This window comes from Diaphorobacter sp. MNS-0, assembly GCF_019602835.1.
Lineage (GTDB): Bacteria > Pseudomonadota > Gammaproteobacteria > Burkholderiales > Burkholderiaceae_C > Diaphorobacter > Diaphorobacter nitroreducens.
The window spans coordinates 3,390,563-3,410,557 of the sequence record NZ_CP080761.1 but is presented as its reverse complement, the minus strand read 5'-3'; the positions used below and the strand labels follow the sequence as shown (position 1 = coordinate 3,410,557).

The window sequence follows — 19,995 nt, the reverse complement described above, 5'->3', positions numbered from 1 at the left end:
GGCGGGGTTCAGCCCTTCAGGAAGAACAGCCCCGCCATCACCAGCCCCGTGGCCACAATGCCCCAGCGCAGCACCGGCGCAGGCAGTTGGCGTGCCACGCGCGCGCCGCCATAGCCGCCCAACGTGGCGGCCACCATCATCACCAGGGCCTGCGGCCACAGCACGATGCCGCCTGCGGCATAGATGGCCACGGCAATCGCCGTGAGCAGGGCCGACACGAGGTTCTTCATGCCGTTCATGGCGTTGAGCTGCGTCTGCCCCAGCAGCCCGAACAGCGCCAGCAGCAGGATGCCCAGGCCCCCGTTGAAATAGCCCCCGTAGGCCGCCACCGCCAGCATGCCTGCGCCGGCTTTCAGAGCCGAGGGCGTGCCATGGCCGGCTTTGCCGGCCCATTGCCGCAGCTGCGGGCCAAAGGCGAAGAGTGCCGTGGCCGCCAGCAGCAGCCAGGGCACGACCTTGCGGAAGGTGGCGTCGGGCGTGAACAGCAGCAGCGCCGCACCGGCCGAGCCGCCGATGAGCGACAGCACGACCACGGCGCGCATCGACAGGCCCGGCGGCGGTTGCATGTCTTCCCGAAAGCCCCAGGCACCGGCCATGTAGCCGGGCAGCAAGGCCACAGTGCCGGTGGCGTTGGCGACCACGGGCGGCACGCCGGTGAACACCAGCGCGGGCAGGGTGAGGAAGCTGCCGCCGCCGGCTACCGCGTTGAGCGCACCGGCGATGAATGCGGCGGTGAGCAGAAGTGCCAAGTGGCCGATGGAGGTCGTCCAGCCCAGGATGTCCATGCGTGGGTTCTTCCCTTAAGAGATGGTCGCCGCGTGAGAGGCGGACCTGCAGGACGCAGGTCGCGCGGCATCTTAGGCCGCACCGACGGGCGCGTTTGTGACCTGGGCGCAAAACAGCTTTCCGCACCCCGGCGCCCGCGGTGGTGAGCGCCTGCCAGTTATGCCGCGTAGGGGTCCGCGAAGCCCAACTCCTGCAGGATGGCGGTCTCGTACGCCTCCATTTCCTGCGCTTCCTGTTCGCTGGTTTCGTGGTCCCAGCCCTGGGCGTGCAGCGTGCCGTGCACCAGCAGGTGGGCGTAGTGTTCCTCCAGCGTCTTGTTCTGCTCGCGGGCCTCGCGCTCGACCACGGGGGCGCAGAGCACCAGATCGGCCACGGCCACGGGCTCTTGCTGGTAGTCGAAGGTGAGCACGTTGGTGGCGTAGTCCTTGTGGCGGAACTCGCGGTTCAAGCGCTGGCCTTCCTCGGCGCCCACGATGCGCACGGTGATCTCGGCATCCACGGCCAGGGCGTGGCGGATCCAGCGCGCAACCGCGTGGCGGGGCAGGGTGGCGCGGTGCGCGGTGGCCTCCGCGTCGCGTGCGAATTGGAGGGACAGGGACAATTGGTTCAAAGCCATTTTGGCCTCCAGCGCTTATCTATCAAGCGCGAGCAGCTATGAATTTGTGAGCTTTTGGCCGGCGCCTACTCGCCTGCGCCGCGGCGGCTGCGCTGCGCGTCGTAGGCATCCACGATGCGCGCCACCAGCGGGTGGCGCACCACGTCGGCGCTGGTGAAGCGCGTGACGGCGATGCCCTTGACGCGCTTCAAAACCCGCTCGGCGTCGATCAGGCCGCTCATCGCGCCCTTGGGCAAGTCGATCTGGCTCACGTCGCCCGTGACCACCGCGCGCGCGCCGAAGCCGATGCGGGTGAGGAACATCTTCATCTGCTCGGGCGTGGTGTTCTGCGCCTCGTCGAGGATGACGAAGGCATTGTTCAGCGTGCGCCCGCGCATGAAGGCCAGCGGCGCGATCTCGAGCGCATTGCGCTCGAAGGCCTTCTGCACGCGGTCAAAGCCCATCAGGTCGTACAGCGCGTCATACAGTGGGCGCAGGTACGGGTCCACCTTCTGCGTCAGGTCGCCCGGCAGGAAGCCCAGGCGCTCGCCAGCTTCCACGGCCGGGCGGGTGAGCACGATGCGCTGCACGCTGCTGCGCTCCAGCGCATCCACCGCGCAGGCCACGGCCAGGTACGTCTTGCCGGTGCCCGCCGGGCCGATGCCGAAGGTGATGTCGTGCGTGGCGATGTTTTCCAGGTAGGTGGCCTGCGTGGGCGTGCGCGCGCGCAGGTCGGCGCGGCGCGTGGTGAGCTGGATGGCGCTGGCTTCATCATCGCCCTGCATGCTGGCGTCGCCGGCCAGCATGAGCTGCAGGTGTTCTTCCTTGATGGGGCGATCCGCCATCTCGTACAGCGCCTGCAGCAACTCCATGGCTTGCGTGGCCTTGGCCTTGGGGCCGTCCACCTTGAACTGCTCGTGCCGGTGGGCGATGGAGACCTGCAGCGCCGCCTCGATGGTGCGCAGGTGCACATCGGCGGGGCCGCACAGATGGGTCAGGCGCGTGTTGTTATGGGGGGTGAAGGTGTGGCGCAGGATCACGCTGATAATTCCGGTCGAAGTTCCGCGGCGGGTGTCCGGCGCGGCAAAGGACATCCATGATAGGCAAATTGACCGGCACGCTGCTGGAAAAGAACCCCCCCGAGGTGCTGGTGGACTGCCACGGCGTGGGCTACGAGGTGCAGGTCAGCATGAGCACCTTCTACAACCTGCCCGCCGTGGGTGAGCGGGTGAGCCTGCTCACGCAGTTCATCGTGCGCGAGGATGCGCAGCTGCTGTACGGCTTTGGTACGGCGCAGGAGCGCCAGGCGTTTCGCGAACTCATCAAGATCAGCGGCGTGGGGCCGCGCACAGCGCTGTCCATCCTCTCGGGCATGGGCGTGGCGGACCTGGCGCAGGCCGTTTCGCTGCAGGAAGCAGGGCGCCTGGTCAAAGTGCCGGGTATCGGCAAGAAAACCGCCGAGCGGCTGCTGCTGGAGCTGAAAGGCAAGCTGGGCGCGGACGTCGGCGTGCGCGCGCATGCGGCCAACGACAACCAGGCCGACATCCTGCAGGCGCTGCTGGCCCTGGGCTATAACGACAAGGAGGCCGCCGCTGCGCTCAAGGCGCTGCCGGCGGATGTGGGAGTGAGCGAGGGGATCAAGCTGGCGCTGAAGTCCCTGTCCAAGTAGCCCCGCGGCCCGGTGGTCGCGCTCTGGAGGTCTTCACCATGAATCCATCCCGACTCGGCTGGGCGACGCTGCCCCTCGTATTGGCACTGGCTGCCTGTGGCGGCGGCGGCAACGACACGCCCTCTCCCGCGCCTCCGGTGGCGGGCGACCGCATCGAGCCCTACGACCCCAGCGGCACGGCCAAGGTGGCCACCTCGCAGCAGGCGGTGAGCCCGGTCGCCAGTGCGCAGGCAACCCGTACCATCGCCCTCGGCGCGCTCACGGCCGTGAAGGGCGTGGTCTCCGCCACTCCCGGAACGCCCTTGCAGATCGGCGAGGCGCGCAGCGTGGCGGACACCGCCACCGTCGCCGCCACCTCGGCTCTGCTGCGCTGGCAACCGACGGCACGGGGCACGCAGGCCGCCGCGCTGCGCTTCACGGCCGACGGAGCGCATGGCGTGCGCCTGGGCGTGCTCGTGCAGTCGCTGCCCGAGGGCGCGGTGCTGCGCTTCTACGGCGAGCAGGGAGCGGGGGCCATGGAGGTGCGCGCGTCCGAGCTGCAGGACATGGCCGCGCGCAATGCGCGTGGCGGTGCGGATGACACCACCGCGCGCACCTATTGGAGCCCGGACTTCAGCGGCCCGCAGACCACACTGGAAGTGGAGATTCCCGCTGCGGCCTCGCCAGCGGCCGTCCGGCTGTCCGTGCCGCGGCTGTCGCATTTCACGCTGGCGCCCGCACAGGCCGAGCAGGCCTTTGCCCAGAAGGTGGGCGAGTCGGGCAGTTGCAACGTGGACGCGACCTGCCGGCCGGAGTTCAACGACCAAAGCCGCTCGGTGGCGCGCATGATCTTTGTTCGCGACGATGGCAAGAGCTACCTGTGCACCGGCACGCTGCTCAACGATGCGGCGTCCAGCGGTACGCCCTACTTCTTGAGCGCCAACCATTGCATTTCCACGCAGGCCGTGGCGTCCACGCTCACCACGGACTGGTTCTACCGTTCCAGCACCTGCGGCACCGCCACCGTGAACCCCGCCGCCGTGCGCGTCACCGGCGGTGCGGCGCTCCTGCACGCGTCGGCCACCACGGACACGGCCTTCATGCAGCTCAACAGCCAGGCGCCTGCCGGCATCGTCTATGCAGGCTCGTACTTTGGCGGGGTGGGCGTTGGCACGGCGCTGGCGGGTGTGCACCATCCCCAGGGCGATCTGCAGAAGGTCAGCCTGGGCTCCGTGCAGCGCTACAGCACGTGCGTGGACAACAGTTGCCGTTCCAGTAATGCGGACGACGGCACCTTCCTTACGCTGGGCTGGCAGGAGGGCACGACGGAGGGCGGCAGCAGCGGCTCGGCCGCGTTCGTGACGTTTGGCGAGCGCCGCTATGTGGTGGGCCAGCTTCTGGGCGGAACCGCCAGCTGCGCTGCGCGCGACGGCGTGGACTATTACGGTCGTTTCGACACCAGCTACCGCACGGCGCTGCGGCGCTGGCTGAATCCGACGGCGGCCAACTAGGGCCTGTTCACACTATTTTTGCCAGTGCGAATGGCGTGAAAACCGCGCCAATCTAGGCGCGTGACGACGCCAAGGCCGGGGCCTTGGCTAGGAGGGCAACGACGAATGGCGTGGTTTTCACTCCGTTCCCTCCGGGTTGCGATCAAAAAGGGCCATTCGCGGCGTTGCCAAGCCTCGCTGGGGTAGCACCCCAGCTTCGTTTGGCGCCTTGCGCCTGGCCCTTTTTGATCGCAACGCATCTGGCAAAAATAGTGTGAACAGGCCCTAACCCACCAGCACCAGCCCGGGCGGCAGGCTGTCGCCCAGGCTGCGCTGCTGGTCCTCGGCCTCCATGGCCGTGGGCTGTTCCACCAGCGCGATCCAGCGTGCGGGCGCGTGGGTGGCGCGCATCTTTTCCAGCACTTCGGTGCGCAGAGCGTCGGGCAGGTCGCGGGCGCGGTCGCCGGTCATGCGGGCGATCTGCACGGCGGCGAACAGGGCATGCTCGTTGTGGCGCCAGTCCTCGCGCAGCGTGGCATGCAGAAACTCGGCCGCGGCCTCGGGCGGCATCACGCGGTGGGCGTTGGCTGCCAGCGGCTGGCGCGCGGCCAGGCGGCCGATGGCCCACCAGGTCTGTGCGGACTCATCGGGCCGCAGCAGGCGCTGCAGCATCCACTGGCCCATTTCCTGGCGGTACTGCCAGGGCACGGCCTCCATGGCGGCGAACAGGCGCAGCATGTCGTCGTAGCTGCCCCACGCGGCCTTGCCCTGGCTGCGTTGCACGGTCTTTTGCATGCAGCCGGCCACCGCTTCCAGCACCTGCATCTGCTGCGCCTCGTCCAGACCCGCGGCCACACGGCGCCAGAACACCCACCATTCGGTCCAGTTGGCGGCGTCCTGGCCGTGGCCCAGGCCCTGGGGGTAGAGCTGCCAGACCTGCGCGATGCGCCACGCGTCCAGCTCGGCGCCCACCCCCGGGCGCAAGCACCAGCCTGCCAGGTTGAGCCACGTGCGTTCGTGCTCGGGCGTGCGCCGGCGGCGGCGCGCACGCGCCAGCAATGCATCGAACAGCGCGCGCAGCAAGGCCACGTCCCAGCCGGCGCGCGGGCCCAGGAGTTTTTCCAGCGACTGGCGCAGCTGGCGCACCTCCTTGGGCGCCACGTCCTGTGCCTGGGTGCCGAAGATGCGGTCGATCAGCGCCAGCGCCTGGGGCAGGCGTGAGGCTTTACCCTCCGAGCCTTTTTGGCCGCTGCCGCTTTCTGGTTCTGCACTGGCAGCTATCGATTTGGAAGCGCCATCGGTGCCCGCCGCGCCGCGCACGGCGAAGGGCAGCAGCCAGGATTGGTCCGCCTCCTGCGTTGCCACGCAGCGCACCTCCAGCGTGCCCACCTCGGTCATGCAGGCCTGCAGCTGCACCTCCACCTGGGCGGTGGCGCGGCCTTCGGGTGCGGGCAGCACCGTGGCCAGCGGCGGCAATTCCGCCCAGCCATCACCCTCCAGCGGCGCAATCTGCCCGGCCTGCGCCTGGCCCTGGCTGCGCGCCACCAGCGCGAAGCGCACGGCCTGGCCCAGCCGCAGCGCGAAGCGCCGGCTCGTCAGGACCAGGCGCACGCCTTCTTCGGTGCCGCGGGGCAGCAGGCAGATGCCCTGCGGCGCAGTGCCCGCCTTGCCCGGCAGTACCAGCCAGTAACTGCGCGCCGAGCCGCCGCCGATGCGTTGGACTATGGTTTTAGGAGCTGCTGGCGCTTGTCCTGACTGGGCTGTGTGCGTATTTGATGATGAATGCTGCGCCAACCCGTACGCCGCGGCACCGCGTGCTACGGCCCAGTCGGGGTGCGGGTTGTGCAGCACGCGGGGCGGTGCGCCGCGCCAGTGCGCAAGCACCTCCGTGAGCCGCTGCACCAGCGCCGGTGCATGGAATACCCCGCCGTTGAGCAGCAGGGTGTCGGGCAAGTCGCCCCCGGCGTGCTGCGCCAGGAACTGCGCCAGATGGCGCGTGATGGCCGCGTCAGCGGGGTAGGGCAGGCCCAGCCCGCGCAGCGCACCCTGGCGGCGCGCCGGGCGATCGCCGATCGGTACCTGCGGCAGAAAGCCTTCCACCACGCATTGCAGCACCTGCGCGCGTGTGAGCGTGGCCGTGTGTGTCTGCGCCAGCATGCGGCTGCCCGTGCCCAGCAGGGTGACTGCGGCGCTGTCGGGGGCGCCGCCGGCCAGCAGCAACTCCTTGGCCTGCCGGCAGCGCTGCACCAGTTGGGCGAAGCGCGCGGCGGGCAAACGCGCGGCGGGTAACCGCGCGGCGGGCAGGTGGCCACCGTCGCCGGCGAACTGCGGCTCCAGCAGGTGCGCCAGCGCCAGGTCCATGTTGTCGCCGCCCAGCATCAGGTGCTCTCCCACGGCGATGCGCGTCAGCCGGGGCGTGCCGCCGGCCTGCGTGTCCACGCGGATCAGAGTGAGGTCCGTGGTGCCGCCGCCCACGTCCACCACCAGCACCAGGCGGCAGCCCGCCAATTGCGCGGCCAGTTGTTCGCCTTGCAGCGCCAGCCAGTCGTGGAATGCGGCCTTGGGCTCTTCCAAGAGCTGCAGCGCTGGCAAGCCGGCCAGGCGTGCGGCTTCCAGCGTGAGCGCACGCGCGCCCTCGTCGAACGAAGCCGGCACGGTGAGCACCAGGTCTTGCGCATGCAGCGGCGCATCGGGGTGGGCGGCGTCCCATGCCGCGCGCACATGTGCCAGGTACGACGCGCTGGCCTGCACCGGCGAGACCCGGGCCACGTCCTGCGGCGCGCCCCAGGGCAGGATGGGCGCCGTGCGGTCCACGCCTGGGTGGGACAACCAGCTTTTGGCGCTTTCCACCAGCCGCCCTGGCACGGCTGCACCCAGGTCGCGCGCCCAGCGGCCGAGGGTGGCGGGTGCATCGTCCGTGGCCTCCAGGGGCGGCCAGGGCTGTCGCCACGCCTCGCCCAACTCGCCGGGTGCCGCCTGGTAGCGCGCCGAGGGCAGCAGCGGCTGCGCCTGCACGTCGCCCGCCGAGAGGCGCTGCGGGATGGGCAGCAGTGCGATGTCCGCCGCGCGGCCTTCCAGCGGCGCATAGGCGCAGGCGGTGTGGCTGGTGCCCAGGTCGATGCCGACGGTGTAGCGCTTCACCCGGCTAAGCCCATGAAGACAGCGCGCGTGCGATGCGCGCGTTGAACCGCAGCACCTGGGCGGCGGACAGGCGCTCGGCGCCGTAGAGCGAGAGCATGTCGAAGGCACTGCGTGGCGCGCAGGTGCCCAGCAGCGCGGTCTTGAGCACGCGCCGCACAGGCCGGCGCAGCACCAGCCGGTCCACCCACCAGGGCGACCCCAATGTGGTGATGGCCAGCGTCGTGCGCAGCCGGTGCAGGCGGGGGCGGATGGGCCCCAGGTCGCTCGCATGGTCGTAAGCCACGCCGGGCGCCCATACGCGGTCGAACCAGCCCTTGAGCACCGCCGGAAAGCCGAACCACCAGGTCGGAAAGACCAGCACCAGCGCCTCGGCCTGCAGCAGCCGGTCGATCTGCGCTTGCACAGCGCCGCCGTCGAAGGCCGGGCCGTAGTAGCTGCGGCGCTCCGCCGCCGTGAGCGCGGGCGCGAAGCCCGTGCGGCACAGGTCCTCCACCTGCACCGTGTGCCCTGCGGCGGTGAGGGTGCGGATGGCTTCCTGCGCCAGCGAATGGCACAGGCTGTCTTCCAGCGGATGCGCGATGACGACCAGGCAGTGCATGGCGCCGGCGTCAGGCCTGTGTCTGGGCGCGCACGTCGAACTCCACCTTCCAGCGCTCATGGCCTCCCACGGGCACGGCGCTCAGCTCCAGCGTGCCGATGTCGGTCACGCGGGCGTGCAGGGTGACGGGTACGACCTCGCCGGGCGTGCGGCCCTCGGGGGGCAGGTGGGCCTCGATCTCCTGCAGTTCCACCAGCTCTTCGGGTCCCCAGAAGTCCAGCAGCGTGCCCACGGTGTCGCCGCGGCGCACGCTGGAGCCGAAGAAGCGCAGCCGCACCGGCTCGCCCACCACCAGGCCGAATTCCTGGGCATGAAGCGCGACCTCGGTGCCTTCCTCCATGCCGAACGGCGCCAGGCACAGTGCGCTCAGGGGCGGCTCCATGCCGGGAATGGCGGGCATGTTGCTCTCCACGCCCACGTAGTAGCTTTGCGCCGTGCCGCCGCGGATGCGCACGCCGCGCCCCGCCGCAGTGACATGGCCGAAGTACGCCGCGCCGCGTGCCACGGCCAGGTCCAGATGGGCGCCTTCCAGCAGCCGGGCCGGGGCGGCGCCCTCGGCAGCCAGCCAGCCGTTGATGACGCCGACGATGCGCTCAGCGATCTGGGGGGCCTTCAGCACGCCGCCGTTGAACAGAAGGGCCGTGGGGTGCAGGAAGCTGGCGCCCCCCGCTTGCCTGCCGGCCAGGCCAGGGATCTGTGCCGTGGCATCCAGCTGGCGCGACAGGAAGGCCGCCAGGTGGCGCGTGACGGCCGCGTCCTGCGCGTAGGGCAGGCCCAGTTGCGTGAGCGCGCCGCGCGCGCGGGTCAGCGGCTTGTCGCCCACGGCCACCTGCGGGAAGAACCCATCGACCAGCAGCGCCTGCACTTCGGCGCGCGTCACCTCGGTGCGGATGCTGCCGCCGATCAGCTTGCTGCCGCGGCTGGGGACGACCACGGGCACGGATGGCAGCGCCTCGTCGGCCAGCAGCAGCTCCTTGGCTGCGCGGCAGCCATGGGCCAGGGCGCGGGTCTGCCAGGCGTCCAGCGGCTTGCCCTCCTGGGCCAGCTTGCGCGCCACGCCATAGGCCAGGGCCAGGTCCATGTTGTCGCCGCCCAGCAGGATGTGCTCTCCCACCGCCACGCGCTGCAGTTCCAGGGCGCCGTCCTTCTCCAGCACCGCGATCAGCGACAGGTCCGTGGTGCCGCCGCCCACGTCCACCACCAGGATGACGTCGCCGCTGGCGACCTGCTTGCGCCATCCGCCGCCGCTGGCCTGGATCCAGCTGTACAGCGCGGCCTGGGGCTCTTCCAGCAGCGTCAGGCGCTCCAGGCCGGCGGCGCGGCAGGCCTCGGCGGTCAGCTCGCGCGCGGCCGGGTCGAACGATGCGGGAATGGTGACGGTGATGTCCTGCTGCTCCAGCGGCGCATCGGGGTGGGCCTGGTTCCAGGCCCAGCGCAGGTGCGACAGGTAGCGCGCCGATGCGGCCAGGGGCGACACGCGTGGCACCTCTGGCGGCGCATCGGGCGGCAGGATGGGCGCACGCCGGTCCACGCCCGGGTGGCACAGCCAGCTCTTGGCGCTGGACACCAGGCGGATCGGCGTGGCCGCGCCGCGCGTGCGCGCCAGCTCGCCCACCACGCAGTCCTGGCCTGCGCCGCCACCGGGCAGCGCCGTGTCGGCGGCGCTCAACTCGCTCTCATGCGGCAGGTACAGGAAGGAGGGCAGCAGCGGCCGCGCCTCCACGCTGGCCGGTCCGGTGAACTGGGGAATATCCAGCACCTGCTGCACGACGGCGTCGCCGTCGCTGGCGTGCCGGTCCACGTACGACAGCGCGCAGTGCGTGGTGCCCAGATCGATGCCGATGCTGTACTGGGCGTTGTTTTTGCCTGTAGCGCTTGCAGGGTAAGCGCTGGCAGCTATGGTTTCAGGAGCGTTGGGCATATCCGCGTTCACAGCTCCACCTCGGCCTGGGCCAGCACGGCGGCGGCCCGCGGGTCGGTGAGCTGCGGCAGGCGCACGGCGGTCGCCTTCCAGCCGCGGTGGGTCAGTTGGCCCGTGAACGGCGCCTGGCCGAGCACATTGCCCGTGAGGCGCACGGCCGTGGCGTCAAAGCCGACCGGCAGGGTGACGTGGCTGCCCTCGCCCTCGGGGCGCACGGCCTCGATGGTGAAATGCTCGCGCAGCACCTTGCGGCAGCCCTCGTGGACCACGCGCGCGGCGGCGCCAATCTCGGCGTCGGAGTAGGGCGCCACGTCTTCCTGCAGAAAGTCCACCAGGCGCGCCTCGCGCTGCAGCAGGCCCAGCAACTGCAGCGCGGCGGTGTCGGTGGCGACTTCGACGCGCTTTTCCACCACTTTCTCGACGGGCACCTCCACGCGGACCTCGACGATCTTCTCCACGATTGTTTCCACGGGCACTTCCACCCGCACTGCCTTGGGAGCCGGCGGCGCTACGTCGGCGGCCAGCGCTTCACCCGCGCGCAGGCGCTGGATGTCGGCGGCCAGGCGGCCGTTGCCCAGGATGGCGAAAAAGCTGCCGATGGCGATGGCCATGCGGCTCAGGAAGGAGGGGGGTGCTGGAGTGTTCATGGGCTGTCGCTGCAAGGGGGGCGCCGGGCCGAGGCGGCGCGGCGCACAGGGGCGGGTGCGGCGTTCGAGTGGTCCGGGAGGGGGGCGGTCGCCCGCGCGCGGCGCGCGAAGGCGGCGATGTTACCGAAAGGCGGCTATCCCTGGCCCGCGCGGGGTGGCGGGGCGGCCCGGCAGCGCGGGGGAATGGGGGACAATGCACGCGCCCTTCCTGGTCCGCTTCGCATGACGATCCATACCGACGACTTTGCCCCCTCTCCCCCTCCGGCGCGCGAGCGCGTGGTGTCGGCCGCGCCGGCCTCCTCGCAGGAGGAAGCGCTGGAGCGTGCGCTGCGCCCCAAGCTGCTGCAGGAGTACGTGGGCCAGGCCAAGGCGCGCGAACAGCTCGAGATCTTCATCGGCGCGGCCAAGAAGCGCGGCGAGGCGCTGGACCATGTGCTGCTGTTCGGCCCGCCGGGCTTAGGGAAGACCACGCTCAGCCACATCATCGCCACCGAACTGGGCGTGAACCTGCGCCAGACCAGCGGCCCCGTGCTGGAAAAGCCCAAGGATCTGGCAGCGCTGCTCACCAACCTGGAACGCAACGACGTTCTCTTCATCGACGAGATCCACCGCCTTTCGCCCGTGGTCGAGGAAATCCTCTACCCCGCGCTGGAGGACTACCAGATCGACATCATGATCGGCGAGGGGCCGGCCGCGCGCAGCATCAAGCTGGACCTGCAGCCCTTCACGCTGGTGGGCGCCACCACGCGCGCGGGCATGCTCACCAACCCGCTGCGCGACCGCTTCGGCATCGTTGCGCGGCTGGAGTTCTACACGCCCGATGAATTGGCGCGTATCGTCATGCGATCGGCCGGCCTGCTGGGCGCGCCCATCGATGCCGAGGGCGGCATGGAGATCGCGCGTCGCTCGCGCGGCACGCCGCGCATCGCCAACCGCCTGCTGCGCCGCGTGCGCGACTATGCCGAGGTGAAGGGTTCGGGCCACATCACTCTGGACATTGCCAACCGCGCGCTGACCATGCTGGACGTGGATCCGCAGGGCTTCGACGTGATGGACCGCAAGCTGCTGGAGGCCGTGGTGCATCGCTTCGACGGCGGCCCCGTGGGACTGGACAACATTGCCGCCAGCATCGGCGAGGAGAGCGGCACCATCGAGGACGTCATCGAGCCCTACCTGATTCAGCAGGGCTATCTGCAGCGCACCCCACGCGGGCGCGTGGCCACGCTGGCCGCCTACCGCCACCTGGGCGTGGCGCCGCCGCGCGCCGCGGGCGGGCTGTTCGAGTCCGCCTGATCGCTCAGGCCGCGTGGGGGGTGAGCGGCTGCGTCCGCGCGTCGGCTTGGTGCGCCGCGCCGCGGGTCAGCGCTGTGACCATCCCGCTCACGATGAGCACCTGGGCCGCATAGTAGGTGGCCAGCACCCACAGCTGCGACAAGGGCAGCGGCTGCACGAAGCGGTTGGTGGCCAGCAGCGAATCGCTGAGCATGAAGCAGCACGCGCCCAGCGCCACCGCAAGCGACGAGCGCTCGCGCAGCGCCGCGTGGCGCCCCCAGGCCTGCGCCGCCATCAGCGCGATCACCACCACATACACGGCCACCGGCACCCGCAGCGCGGCCGGCAATCCGCCGTGCCAGAGGAAGGCGTACATGCCGATGCCCAGCGCCAGCGTACCCCCGAGTGCCCCGCGGTGGCCGAACCACCCCACGCCCTGCTTGAACAGCGCGATGTAGCACAGGTGCGCTAGCAGGAAGCTCACCAGGCCGGGAATGAACAGGTGCTCTGACAGCATCAGGAACACGTCGCCCGCCAGCGAACCCAGCAGCGCGCCCAGCAGCAGCAAGTATGAGCGGTGCAAGCCAAAACGGCCTGTAGCGCTCATTGGATAAGCGCGAATAGCTACATAAGTGATAGCAATCGCCATGGTCAGCGGCTTGAACAGCAGGTGCCACGCTGTGAACCCCAGCGCGCTGGTCGCCGTGGCCAGCGCCCCGGCTTCGATCATCAGCGCCAACCCCATGCCAATGCGCCCCTGCATGGCCGCGCCCAGCGCCCACTGGCAGGCCAGCAGCGTGGCGAACCACACGGCGTTGGTCGCCAGCGGTGCGCCGTCGGCCTGCCACAGGAATGCCGCCACGCCCGCCAGCAGCAGCACGAACTGCACGCCGGCAAACCAGCGCAGCGGCGCGGACAGGGGCGGGTCGAACAGGGGCATGTCGTGGAGGTTGAAGGCCGGCTTGGGAAAGCGCTGCGCCACGTCGGCGGGGCGCCAGCCGGGGGCTTTCAGCCACACGCGCAGCTTGTCCGCCCAGCGGCGGGCGTGCCAGCTGTCGTGCAGCAGGCCTGCATACACCTGGGCGTTGGCCCAGAGCGGGTCCCAGCTGTTGAGCAGGCCGCGCGTGCCGTACACGCATTTCTCCCGCGGGTCCTCGTCCTTGAAGGTACCGAACAGGCGGTCCCACACGATCAGGATGCCGCCGTAGTTCTTGTCCAGGTAGCCGTCGTTCACGGCGTGGTGCACGCGGTGGTTGCTGGGGCTGCAGAACCAGCGGTCGAACCAGCCCAGCCGCCCCACCTGCTCGGTATGCACCCAGAACTGGTACAGCAGGTCGACCAGCCCCACCACCACGAACACCAGCGGCGGCACGCCCGCCAGCGCCATCGGCAGGTAGAACACCCAGCCCAGGACCGCGCCGGAACTGGTCTGGCGCAGCGCGGTGGACAGGTTGTAGTCCTGGCTCTGGTGGTGCACCGCATGCGCGGCCCACAGCACGGCCACTTCGTGCCCCATGCGGTGCAGCCAGTAGTAGCAGAAGTCGTAGAACACCAGCGCGATGAGCCAGCCGTACCAGGTGGTCCAGAACGCCTCGCTGCGCCACAGCGCCAGGTGCTCATAGGCCAGCGTGTACAGCCCCACGCGCAGCAGCACGGTGAACACCGCGCTGGTCTGGCTGAGCATGCCCAGGCTGACGCTGCTCACCGCATCGGCCAGCCGCAACGCGGGCCGCCCGCGCCAACGGCCGATGGCCCATTCCAGCGCCATGAGGGCGAGGAACACCGGGGTGACGAGGACGATGATCTGGCTGCCGGACATGGGAACGATTGTGGGCTGCAGCCAAGTCCGCCGCGAGGAGGGCAACCCTTAAGCGCCTGCGCCTGAAAATCGGGTAGGTGGGCCTGGTTGCGCTGAAGGGGGCCGCGCCCTTCCACGCCGCCGCAAGGCGACCCGCGTCGCCGTCATCGCTGTCCGTCCCCGCCGCCGGGGCCCGCGTCGTTCAGAACCGCTCCCACGGCTGCAGGTAGCGCCACTGCCCCTCGGGCACCTTGGCCAGGGGCACGCGGCCGATGCGGATGCGCTTGATGGCCCGCACGGACAGGCCCACGGCTTCGCACATGGCCGGGATCTGGCCGGGGCGGATGCCCTTGAGCGCGAAGCGCAGGCGTGTCTCGCTTTGCCAGCTGACCTTGATGGGCGGCAGCGGCCGGCCGTTGAAGCTCAGGCCGTGGCAGAGCTTTTGCAGGCCGCCGTCCGCGATCTGGCCTGCCACCTCCACGATGCACTCCTGTTCCAGCGTTTCGATGTCTTCCTGCAGCTTGCGGGCCATGCGCCGGTCCTGCGTGTAGACCACCAGGCCGCTGGCCTCGGTGGGCAGCGGCGTGAAGCATTCGAGCTGTTTGAAATGGCGCAGCAGCACGCGCGTGCCGGCGGCGTCTTCGGGCAGGTGCGACTGCGCGTTGAGCAGCGTGACGGCTTGCGGCGCGCCCTGGCTGCGGCTGCCGTGCGCGCCCGGTGCGCCGTGCGTCGCGCCAGTGACCAGGCCCAGCCCCGCCTCGTAGCCCGGCGGCTTGTGCAGCAGCAGGGTGACGGGGGTGAGTTCCATCAGATTGGCGTCTGGCGCCAGCACCACGCTTTGCGCGGACGCCACGCGCGCACCGGGCAGCTCGACCACCTGGCCGTCCACCGACACCCATCCGCCCTCGATGTACTGCTCTGCCGTGGTGCGCGAGCACTGGAACTGCTGCGCCACGCGCTTGGACAGGCGCACCGCGTCCGTTGGATGGCTGGACTCAGTCATTGCCGGGCTCCAGCATGCGGATGCGCTCTACATGCGCGAGCAGCGAGCGCTGCGCGATGGGCCACATGCGCGGCGGCACGTCGTCGTAGGCCAGGCGCACCCAGTCGTCCATGCTGCCTTCGGGCTGGGCCTGCATGGCGGCCAGCACCTTGGCCTCGCGCGCCAGGCGGTGGGCCTTCAGGCGTGCGATGGCGGTGCGCGCCCCATCTTCCGGGCCTCCCAGCACGTAGCCGTGCGCGGGCAGGATGAATTCGGCGCCGTGCTCGGCGCACAGCGCGTCCAGCCGGTCCAGCGAATCCAGGTAGTCCGCCATGTTGCCGTCGGGCGGGTCGATGACCGTGGTGCTGCCGTTCAGGATGTGGTCGCCCGAGAACAGCAACCCGTCCTCGCGCAGCAGCAGGCACAGATGGTTGGCCGCGTGGCCGGGCGCGTGGATGACCTGCAGGGTATGGGTGATTTCGCCGTCCGGCCCTTGTCCAGCAAGCGTGAGCAGCTCATTATCTTGTAGCGAGCGATCGGGCGTGAATTGGCTGGCTGCACGCGCCGTGGGCGCCGAGGGCAGTCCCAGGATGGGCGGTGCGGCGCGCCCGGCGCGCACGCACATCGCCTGCAGCGGCGCGGCGCCGGGAGAGTGGTCGGGGTGCGAATGGGTGCACACGATCATGCGGATGTCCCCCCCCGCGGCGCGCCAGAGCTTGTCCAGGTGCTCGGTGTCGGCCGGACCGGGGTCGATGGCGATGTAGCCCGTGGCCGGGTCGCCCACCAGGTAGCTGTTGGTGCCGGGGCCGGTCATCACGCCGGGGTTGGGGGCGGTGAGGCGCTGCACGTTCTTCAGCAGCGGCACGGGCGTCTCGCTCTGCCAGTCCAGCGCATGCTCGCCGCGGCCCGTGGGCGTGACCAGCGCCAGCTCGCCGAAAGGCGCCTCATCCTCCATGAAGCGGGCTTCTTTGCCGCCCAGCAGGCCCGAGCGCGGGCTGCTGACCCACAGAGGCTGCTCGTGCGCGACGGCGGCGAGCACGGCGTCTACGTCCGCAAACTGCGCCAGGCGCTGCAGCGTGCGGATGGTGGGGAAGATCATGAAGAACTGCCCCGCCTCGTGGCGCGCCAGCGCGTCGGCCGGGCTCACCCACACGGGCTCGAACTGCTCGGACTCGTCGGCCACGGGCTCCTGCCCCTCGGGCATGCGCGCGACGAGAAAGGGCACGGCGAAGCGCTTCGGTAAATTGCGGTCGGCCGTCCAGTGGGCCAGCCAGTACACGCGGTCGGCCGCCAGGCGCAGGCCGCGCGCGGCGCATTGCGCGGCGAACGTGGTGCCGGCCGGTGCTTGGCGTGCGATGGCGGCGATGTCGTCGGCCCCGGCCCAGCGGCCGTCGCCGTGGCGCGCCAGCAGCACGCCCAGCTCCTCGAAGCTTTCGCGGATGGCGGCCAGCGCGTCGGTCAGGCGCGCGGCGGTCTGCGCCGGGCGGTGGTCGGCCAGGGCGTGGGTGGCGGGGTCGGCGTCCTGCGTCTCGATGCCGCCGCCGGGGAACACGTAGGCGCCGGGCACGAAGCTGGCCTTGTCGGAGCGGCGCGTCATCAGCACCTGCAGCGTGCTGCCGCCGCCGGGTTGGGGCGCATCGCGCAGCAGCAGCACGGTGGCCGCGTGAAGGGGGGTGACCGGCTCGCGGTGGGGGTGTAGTTGTTGGCTCAGGCGTGGCATCGGCGCATTATCGGCAGGCGCACGCCGCCCGCCATCAGCCCTGCAGCGGGCGCAGCTGGGACAGGCGTTCCAGCACCGGGCCGATCAGCGGCTTGGCGCGCGGGATGCCCACGCTCCAGAGCATCTCCAGCAGCTCGATCAGCGCGGCGCCGTCGGCGCTGCGCTGCACGAGATGGGTGGCGGTGGCAACGTCTTCGGCATGCAGCCGGTCAAGTACGTCAACGGTCAGAGTCATGGTGGCCTCGCTCTCTCCTCGCTCTCTCTTTTCTGGGGGCGATCAAAGGGACAACCTGCCCATGCCGGCCGAACCGCATCCGCGGCGGACGTGTTCAATCCGTGGGACGCAGCTGCAGCAGCCGCTGGAGCACGGGCTCCAGCAACTGCGGCGCGCGCGGAATGCCGCAGTTCCACAGCATCTCCAGCAGTTCGATGAGCGCCACGGCGTCGGCGCTGTCTTGCACCAGTTCCGTCGCGGCATTCGGGTCGGCGGCATGCAGCCGGTCGAGTACATCCATCGTCAGGGTCATCGCACCTCCGTTGTCGTTATCGTGGCCCGCCGCGGCCGGCAGGGCGGCGCAGCGGGAACCCCGGATGCTCCCCATGCAGCCCAGGGGCGGGCTGATCGAAATCAATAGCCGAGCAAAAAACTCGGATGTCAGCCGTGCGGGGTTTCCCCGTGGTTGCACCCAGGCGACGCGCGCATGCGGCGGATAATCGCGCCATGCACATCCGCTTCACCAAGATGCAGGGCGCGGGCAACGACTTCGTGGTGCTCGACGAGACGCAGGGGCGCCTGGGGCTCACGCCCGCGCAGTACCGCTTTCTGGCCGACCGCCACTTCGGCGTGGGCGCCGACCAGATCCTCACCGTGCGCCCCTCGCCCGGCGCGGGTATCGACTTCGAATACGTGATCCACAACGCCGACGGCGGCCAGGTGGAGCAGTGCGGCAACGGCGCGCGCTGCTTCGCGCGCTATGTGCGCGACAAGGGCCTCACCGCGCAGGACACGATCCGCGTGCAGACCATGGCCGGCGTCATCGCCCCGCACCTGACCGCCGACGGCCGTGTGACGGTGGACATGGGCCGGCCCGAACTGGAGCCGGCGCGCGTGCCGTTCGACACCACGGGCCTCGCGCCCGTGTCGCAAGGTTCAGGCCAAAAATGGCCCCTGGCGCTTGATGGGCAGGCGTCAGCAGCTACGCTATTGGTAGCAGTGGTGTCCATGGGCAACCCGCACGCCGTCCAGTTGGTCGACGATGTGGACACTGCCCCCGTGGCGCAGACCGGCCCCTTGATCGAAAGCCACCCGCGCTTTCCCCAGCGCGTGAACGCGGGCTACCTGCAGATCGTGAACCGTGGTGAAGTGCGCCTGCGCGTGTACGAGCGCGGCGCGGGCGAGACGCTGGCCTGCGGCACGGGCGCCTGCGCCGCCGTGGTGGCCGGCATCCGCCTGGGGCTGCTGGATGCGCGCGTGCAGGTGCACACGCGGGGCGGCCTGCTCACCATCGACTGGGCCGGCGGCTTGCAAGACCCCGTGTTCATGACCGGCCCCGCTACCACCGTCTTCGAAGGCGAGATCGACATTCCGGACGCTTTATGACCTCTTCCTCTCCTGTATCCCCCATCACCGAAGACGACATCGCGCACTTCCTGGCGAACACGCCGGGCTTCTTCGAGCGCCATGCCGAGTTGCTGGCCAGTGTCACCATCGCCAGCCCCCACGGCCAGCGCGCCGTGAGCCTGCACGAGCGCCAGGCCGAGATGCTGCGCGAGAAGATCAAGGGCCTGGAACACCGCGTGATGGAGATGGTGCGCCACGGCACCGAGAACGCCGCCATCACCCAGAAGATCCACCAGTGGACGCGCGAGGTGGCCGCCGTGCGCGATGCGGCCCGCTTGCCGCGCGCCGTGGAGAACGGCCTGCGCACGCTGTTCGACGTGCCACAGGTCGCGCTGCGGGTGTGGAACGTCGCGCCCGAGCACGCGGGCCTCGTCGCCACCCAGCCGGTGAGCGAGGACCTGCGCCTGTTCGCCTCGTCGCTGACCATGCCGTTCTGCGGGCCCAACCTGGGTTTCGAGGCCACGGCCTGGCTGCCCCAGGCGGGCGAGGTGCAGTCGCTGGCGCTGCTGCCGCTGCGCGAAGGCGCGATCGACAGCGCCGACCAGCCGGCCTTCGGCCTGATCGTGCTGGGCTCGCACGACCCGCACCGCTTCGAGGCCACCATGGGCACGGAATTTCTCTCGCGCATGGCCGAGCTTGCCAGCTCGGCACTGTCGCGCATGCGATGAAAAAGTGAGCGGCTTGCGCTGAATGGATAAGGGTTTGCGTAGGTTTTTTGCCTGAAAACACCACGCATCAAGCGCAAGAAGCTCCTTATTCAGTAGCAAATGAACGACACGCCAGTTGCCCTGCACCTGCCGCCTGAGGCGTTGCAGTACCTGGAGCATGTGCGCGTGGAAAAGCGCCTGGCCGCGCGCACCCTCACGCTCTACACGCTGGACCTGCAGCGCCTGGCCGCCATGGCCGCGGGCGTGGATCTGCCGCTGCTGCGCCTGACCAGCGCGCACATCCGCCGCTTCGTGGCGCAGATGCATGCCGGCGGGCGCAGCGGGCGCGGCATCGCGCTCATCCTCTCGGGCTGGCGGGGTTTTTACACCTGGGCTGCGCGCCAGGGGCTGGTGCCGCACAACCCCGTGCAGGACGTGCGCGCGCCCAAGGCGCCCAAGCCCCTGCCCAAGGCCCTGCCCGTGGACGAAGCGGTGCGCCTGGCCGAGCACCAAGAGACGGGCGCCGACCCCTGGCTGGAGGCGCGCGACGCGGCCATCGTCGAGCTGCTCTACGGCTGCGGCCTGCGCGTGGGCGAACTGGTGGGCCTGGACGTGGCGCCCAGCCCCGCCGCGCACCAGCAGGGGCGCGGCTGGGTGGACCTGCAAGCGGGCGAGGCGCATGTCTTCGGCAAGGGCTCCAAGCGCCGCAGCGTGCCCGTGGGCCGTGCCGCCACCGCGGCCCTGCAGGCCTGGCTGGCGCAGCGCGCGCTGCCGTTGGGCGCCGCGGGCGCGGCGCGGCTGGAGCCAGCGCTGTTCATCGGCCGGCGCGGCGCGCGGCTGACGGCGCAGTCCGTCTGGTCGCGCCTGCGCCAGCGCAGCCAGGTGGCGGGCCTGACCACGCCCGTGCACCCGCACATGCTGCGCCACTCGTTCGCCAGCCACCTGCTGCAGTCCAGTGGCGACCTGCGCGCCGTGCAGGAGCTGCTGGGCCACGCCAACATCACCACCACCCAGGTCTACACGCGGCTGGACTTCCAACACCTGGCGCGGGTGTACGACGCGGCGCACCCGCGCGCGCGGCGCAAGTCCTAGGTGGGCGGCAGCGTGATCCGCACGCTCTGCGTCCGGC

The 19,995-nt window shown here is 70.4% G+C and carries 18 protein-coding genes; 6 read left to right on the top strand and 12 right to left on the bottom strand.

What is annotated here, in order from left to right; translation table 11 throughout:
* Window positions 1-8: 8 nt before the first annotated feature.
* The 3 genes from K2L43_RS16195 to K2L43_RS16185 form a co-directional block, all read right to left on the bottom strand.
* A complete protein-coding gene (locus tag K2L43_RS16195; protein WP_011806797.1) occupies window positions 9-785 on the bottom strand; it encodes a sulfite exporter TauE/SafE family protein in 777 nt (258 codons plus the stop codon).
* Between the two features lie 158 nt (window positions 786-943).
* On the bottom strand, window positions 944-1,402 hold the full coding sequence (ybeY, locus tag K2L43_RS16190) for an rRNA maturation RNase YbeY (protein WP_220637993.1): 459 nt from the start codon (window positions 1,400-1,402) through the stop codon (window positions 944-946).
* A gap of 65 nt (window positions 1,403-1,467) precedes the next feature.
* Entirely contained in the window at window positions 1,468-2,421 is a 954-nt protein-coding gene (locus tag K2L43_RS16185; protein ID WP_041838940.1) for a PhoH family protein, read from the bottom strand.
* 56 nt (window positions 2,422-2,477) lie between these two features.
* On the opposite strand from K2L43_RS16185, the gene ruvA reads away from it, so the two are divergent.
* On the top strand, window positions 2,478-3,050 hold the full coding sequence (ruvA, locus tag K2L43_RS16180; RefSeq protein WP_011806794.1) for a Holliday junction branch migration protein RuvA: 573 nt from the start codon (window positions 2,478-2,480) through the stop codon (window positions 3,048-3,050).
* 38 nt (window positions 3,051-3,088) lie between these two features.
* Window positions 3,089-4,540: a serine protease gene (locus tag K2L43_RS16175; protein ID WP_220637992.1), complete on the top strand. Its 1,452-nt coding sequence runs from the start codon at window positions 3,089-3,091 to the stop codon at window positions 4,538-4,540.
* Between the two features lie 264 nt (window positions 4,541-4,804).
* Here the strand turns inward: K2L43_RS16175 and K2L43_RS16170 are convergent, their stop codons facing one another.
* Genes K2L43_RS16170 through K2L43_RS16155 form a run of 4 tightly spaced genes read right to left on the bottom strand, consistent with a single transcriptional unit; the run spans window position 4,805 to window position 10,826 of the window.
* Window positions 4,805-7,660 (bottom strand): Hsp70 family protein, encoded by a 2,856-nt coding sequence (locus K2L43_RS16170; protein WP_220637991.1) that lies wholly within the window; start codon window positions 7,658-7,660, stop codon window positions 4,805-4,807.
* Window positions 7,661-7,664: 4 nt separating this feature from the next.
* Entirely contained in the window at window positions 7,665-8,258 is a 594-nt protein-coding gene (locus tag K2L43_RS16165; RefSeq protein ID WP_220637990.1) for an NAD(P)H-dependent oxidoreductase, read from the bottom strand.
* Between the two features lie 10 nt (window positions 8,259-8,268).
* Window positions 8,269-10,179: an Hsp70 family protein gene (locus K2L43_RS16160; RefSeq protein ID WP_220637989.1), complete on the bottom strand. Its 1,911-nt coding sequence runs from the start codon at window positions 10,177-10,179 to the stop codon at window positions 8,269-8,271.
* A gap of 8 nt (window positions 10,180-10,187) precedes the next feature.
* Window positions 10,188-10,826: a DUF2760 domain-containing protein gene (locus K2L43_RS16155; RefSeq protein WP_220637988.1), complete on the bottom strand. Its 639-nt coding sequence runs from the start codon at window positions 10,824-10,826 to the stop codon at window positions 10,188-10,190.
* Between the two features lie 222 nt (window positions 10,827-11,048).
* Between K2L43_RS16155 and ruvB the strand changes: the two genes are divergently transcribed.
* The gene (gene ruvB, locus K2L43_RS16150) at window positions 11,049-12,119 is read left to right on the top strand and encodes a Holliday junction branch migration DNA helicase RuvB (RefSeq protein WP_011806788.1); all 1,071 of its coding nucleotides are present in this window, start codon (window positions 11,049-11,051) and stop codon (window positions 12,117-12,119) included.
* A gap of 4 nt (window positions 12,120-12,123) precedes the next feature.
* Here ruvB and K2L43_RS16145 read toward each other — a convergent pair whose 3' ends face one another.
* The 5 genes from K2L43_RS16145 to K2L43_RS16125 all read right to left on the bottom strand — a co-directional run bounded on the left by K2L43_RS16145 (window position 12,124) and on the right by K2L43_RS16125 (window position 17,125).
* Window positions 12,124-13,917, bottom strand: coding sequence for a lysoplasmalogenase family protein (locus tag K2L43_RS16145; protein ID WP_220637987.1), 1,794 nt, complete (start codon window positions 13,915-13,917; stop codon window positions 12,124-12,126).
* Window positions 13,918-14,098: 181 nt separating this feature from the next.
* Window positions 14,099-14,899, bottom strand: a complete 801-nt coding sequence (locus K2L43_RS16140; protein WP_220637986.1) for an rRNA pseudouridine synthase — start codon at window positions 14,897-14,899, stop codon at window positions 14,099-14,101.
* On the bottom strand, window positions 14,892-16,598 hold the full coding sequence (locus K2L43_RS16135) for an MBL fold metallo-hydrolase (RefSeq protein WP_220637985.1): 1,707 nt from the start codon (window positions 16,596-16,598) through the stop codon (window positions 14,892-14,894). The genes K2L43_RS16140 and K2L43_RS16135 overlap by 8 nt, the downstream gene beginning before the upstream one ends.
* A 34-nt stretch (window positions 16,599-16,632) precedes the next feature.
* Window positions 16,633-16,833 carry a hypothetical protein gene (locus K2L43_RS16130; RefSeq protein ID WP_011806784.1) on the bottom strand — a complete coding sequence of 67 codons (201 nt, stop codon included), beginning with the start codon at window positions 16,831-16,833 and terminating at the stop codon, window positions 16,633-16,635.
* A 94-nt stretch (window positions 16,834-16,927) separates the two neighbouring features.
* Complete coding sequence (locus K2L43_RS16125; RefSeq protein ID WP_015914278.1) at window positions 16,928-17,125, bottom strand: hypothetical protein; 198 nt, start codon at window positions 17,123-17,125, stop codon at window positions 16,928-16,930.
* A 194-nt stretch (window positions 17,126-17,319) separates the two neighbouring features.
* Between K2L43_RS16125 and dapF the strand changes: the two genes are divergently transcribed.
* The 3 genes from dapF to K2L43_RS16110 all read left to right on the top strand — a co-directional run bounded on the left by dapF (window position 17,320) and on the right by K2L43_RS16110 (window position 19,958).
* A complete protein-coding gene (gene dapF / locus K2L43_RS16120; protein ID WP_088888328.1) occupies window positions 17,320-18,198 on the top strand; it encodes a diaminopimelate epimerase in 879 nt (292 codons plus the stop codon).
* A complete protein-coding gene (locus K2L43_RS16115; RefSeq protein WP_088888329.1) occupies window positions 18,195-18,887 on the top strand; it encodes a DUF484 family protein in 693 nt (230 codons plus the stop codon). Before dapF ends, K2L43_RS16115 begins: the two co-directional genes overlap by 4 nt.
* A 99-nt stretch (window positions 18,888-18,986) precedes the next feature.
* Window positions 18,987-19,958, top strand: a complete 972-nt coding sequence (locus tag K2L43_RS16110; RefSeq protein ID WP_220637983.1) for a tyrosine-type recombinase/integrase — start codon at window positions 18,987-18,989, stop codon at window positions 19,956-19,958.
* Window positions 19,959-19,995: the final 37 nt, after the last annotated feature.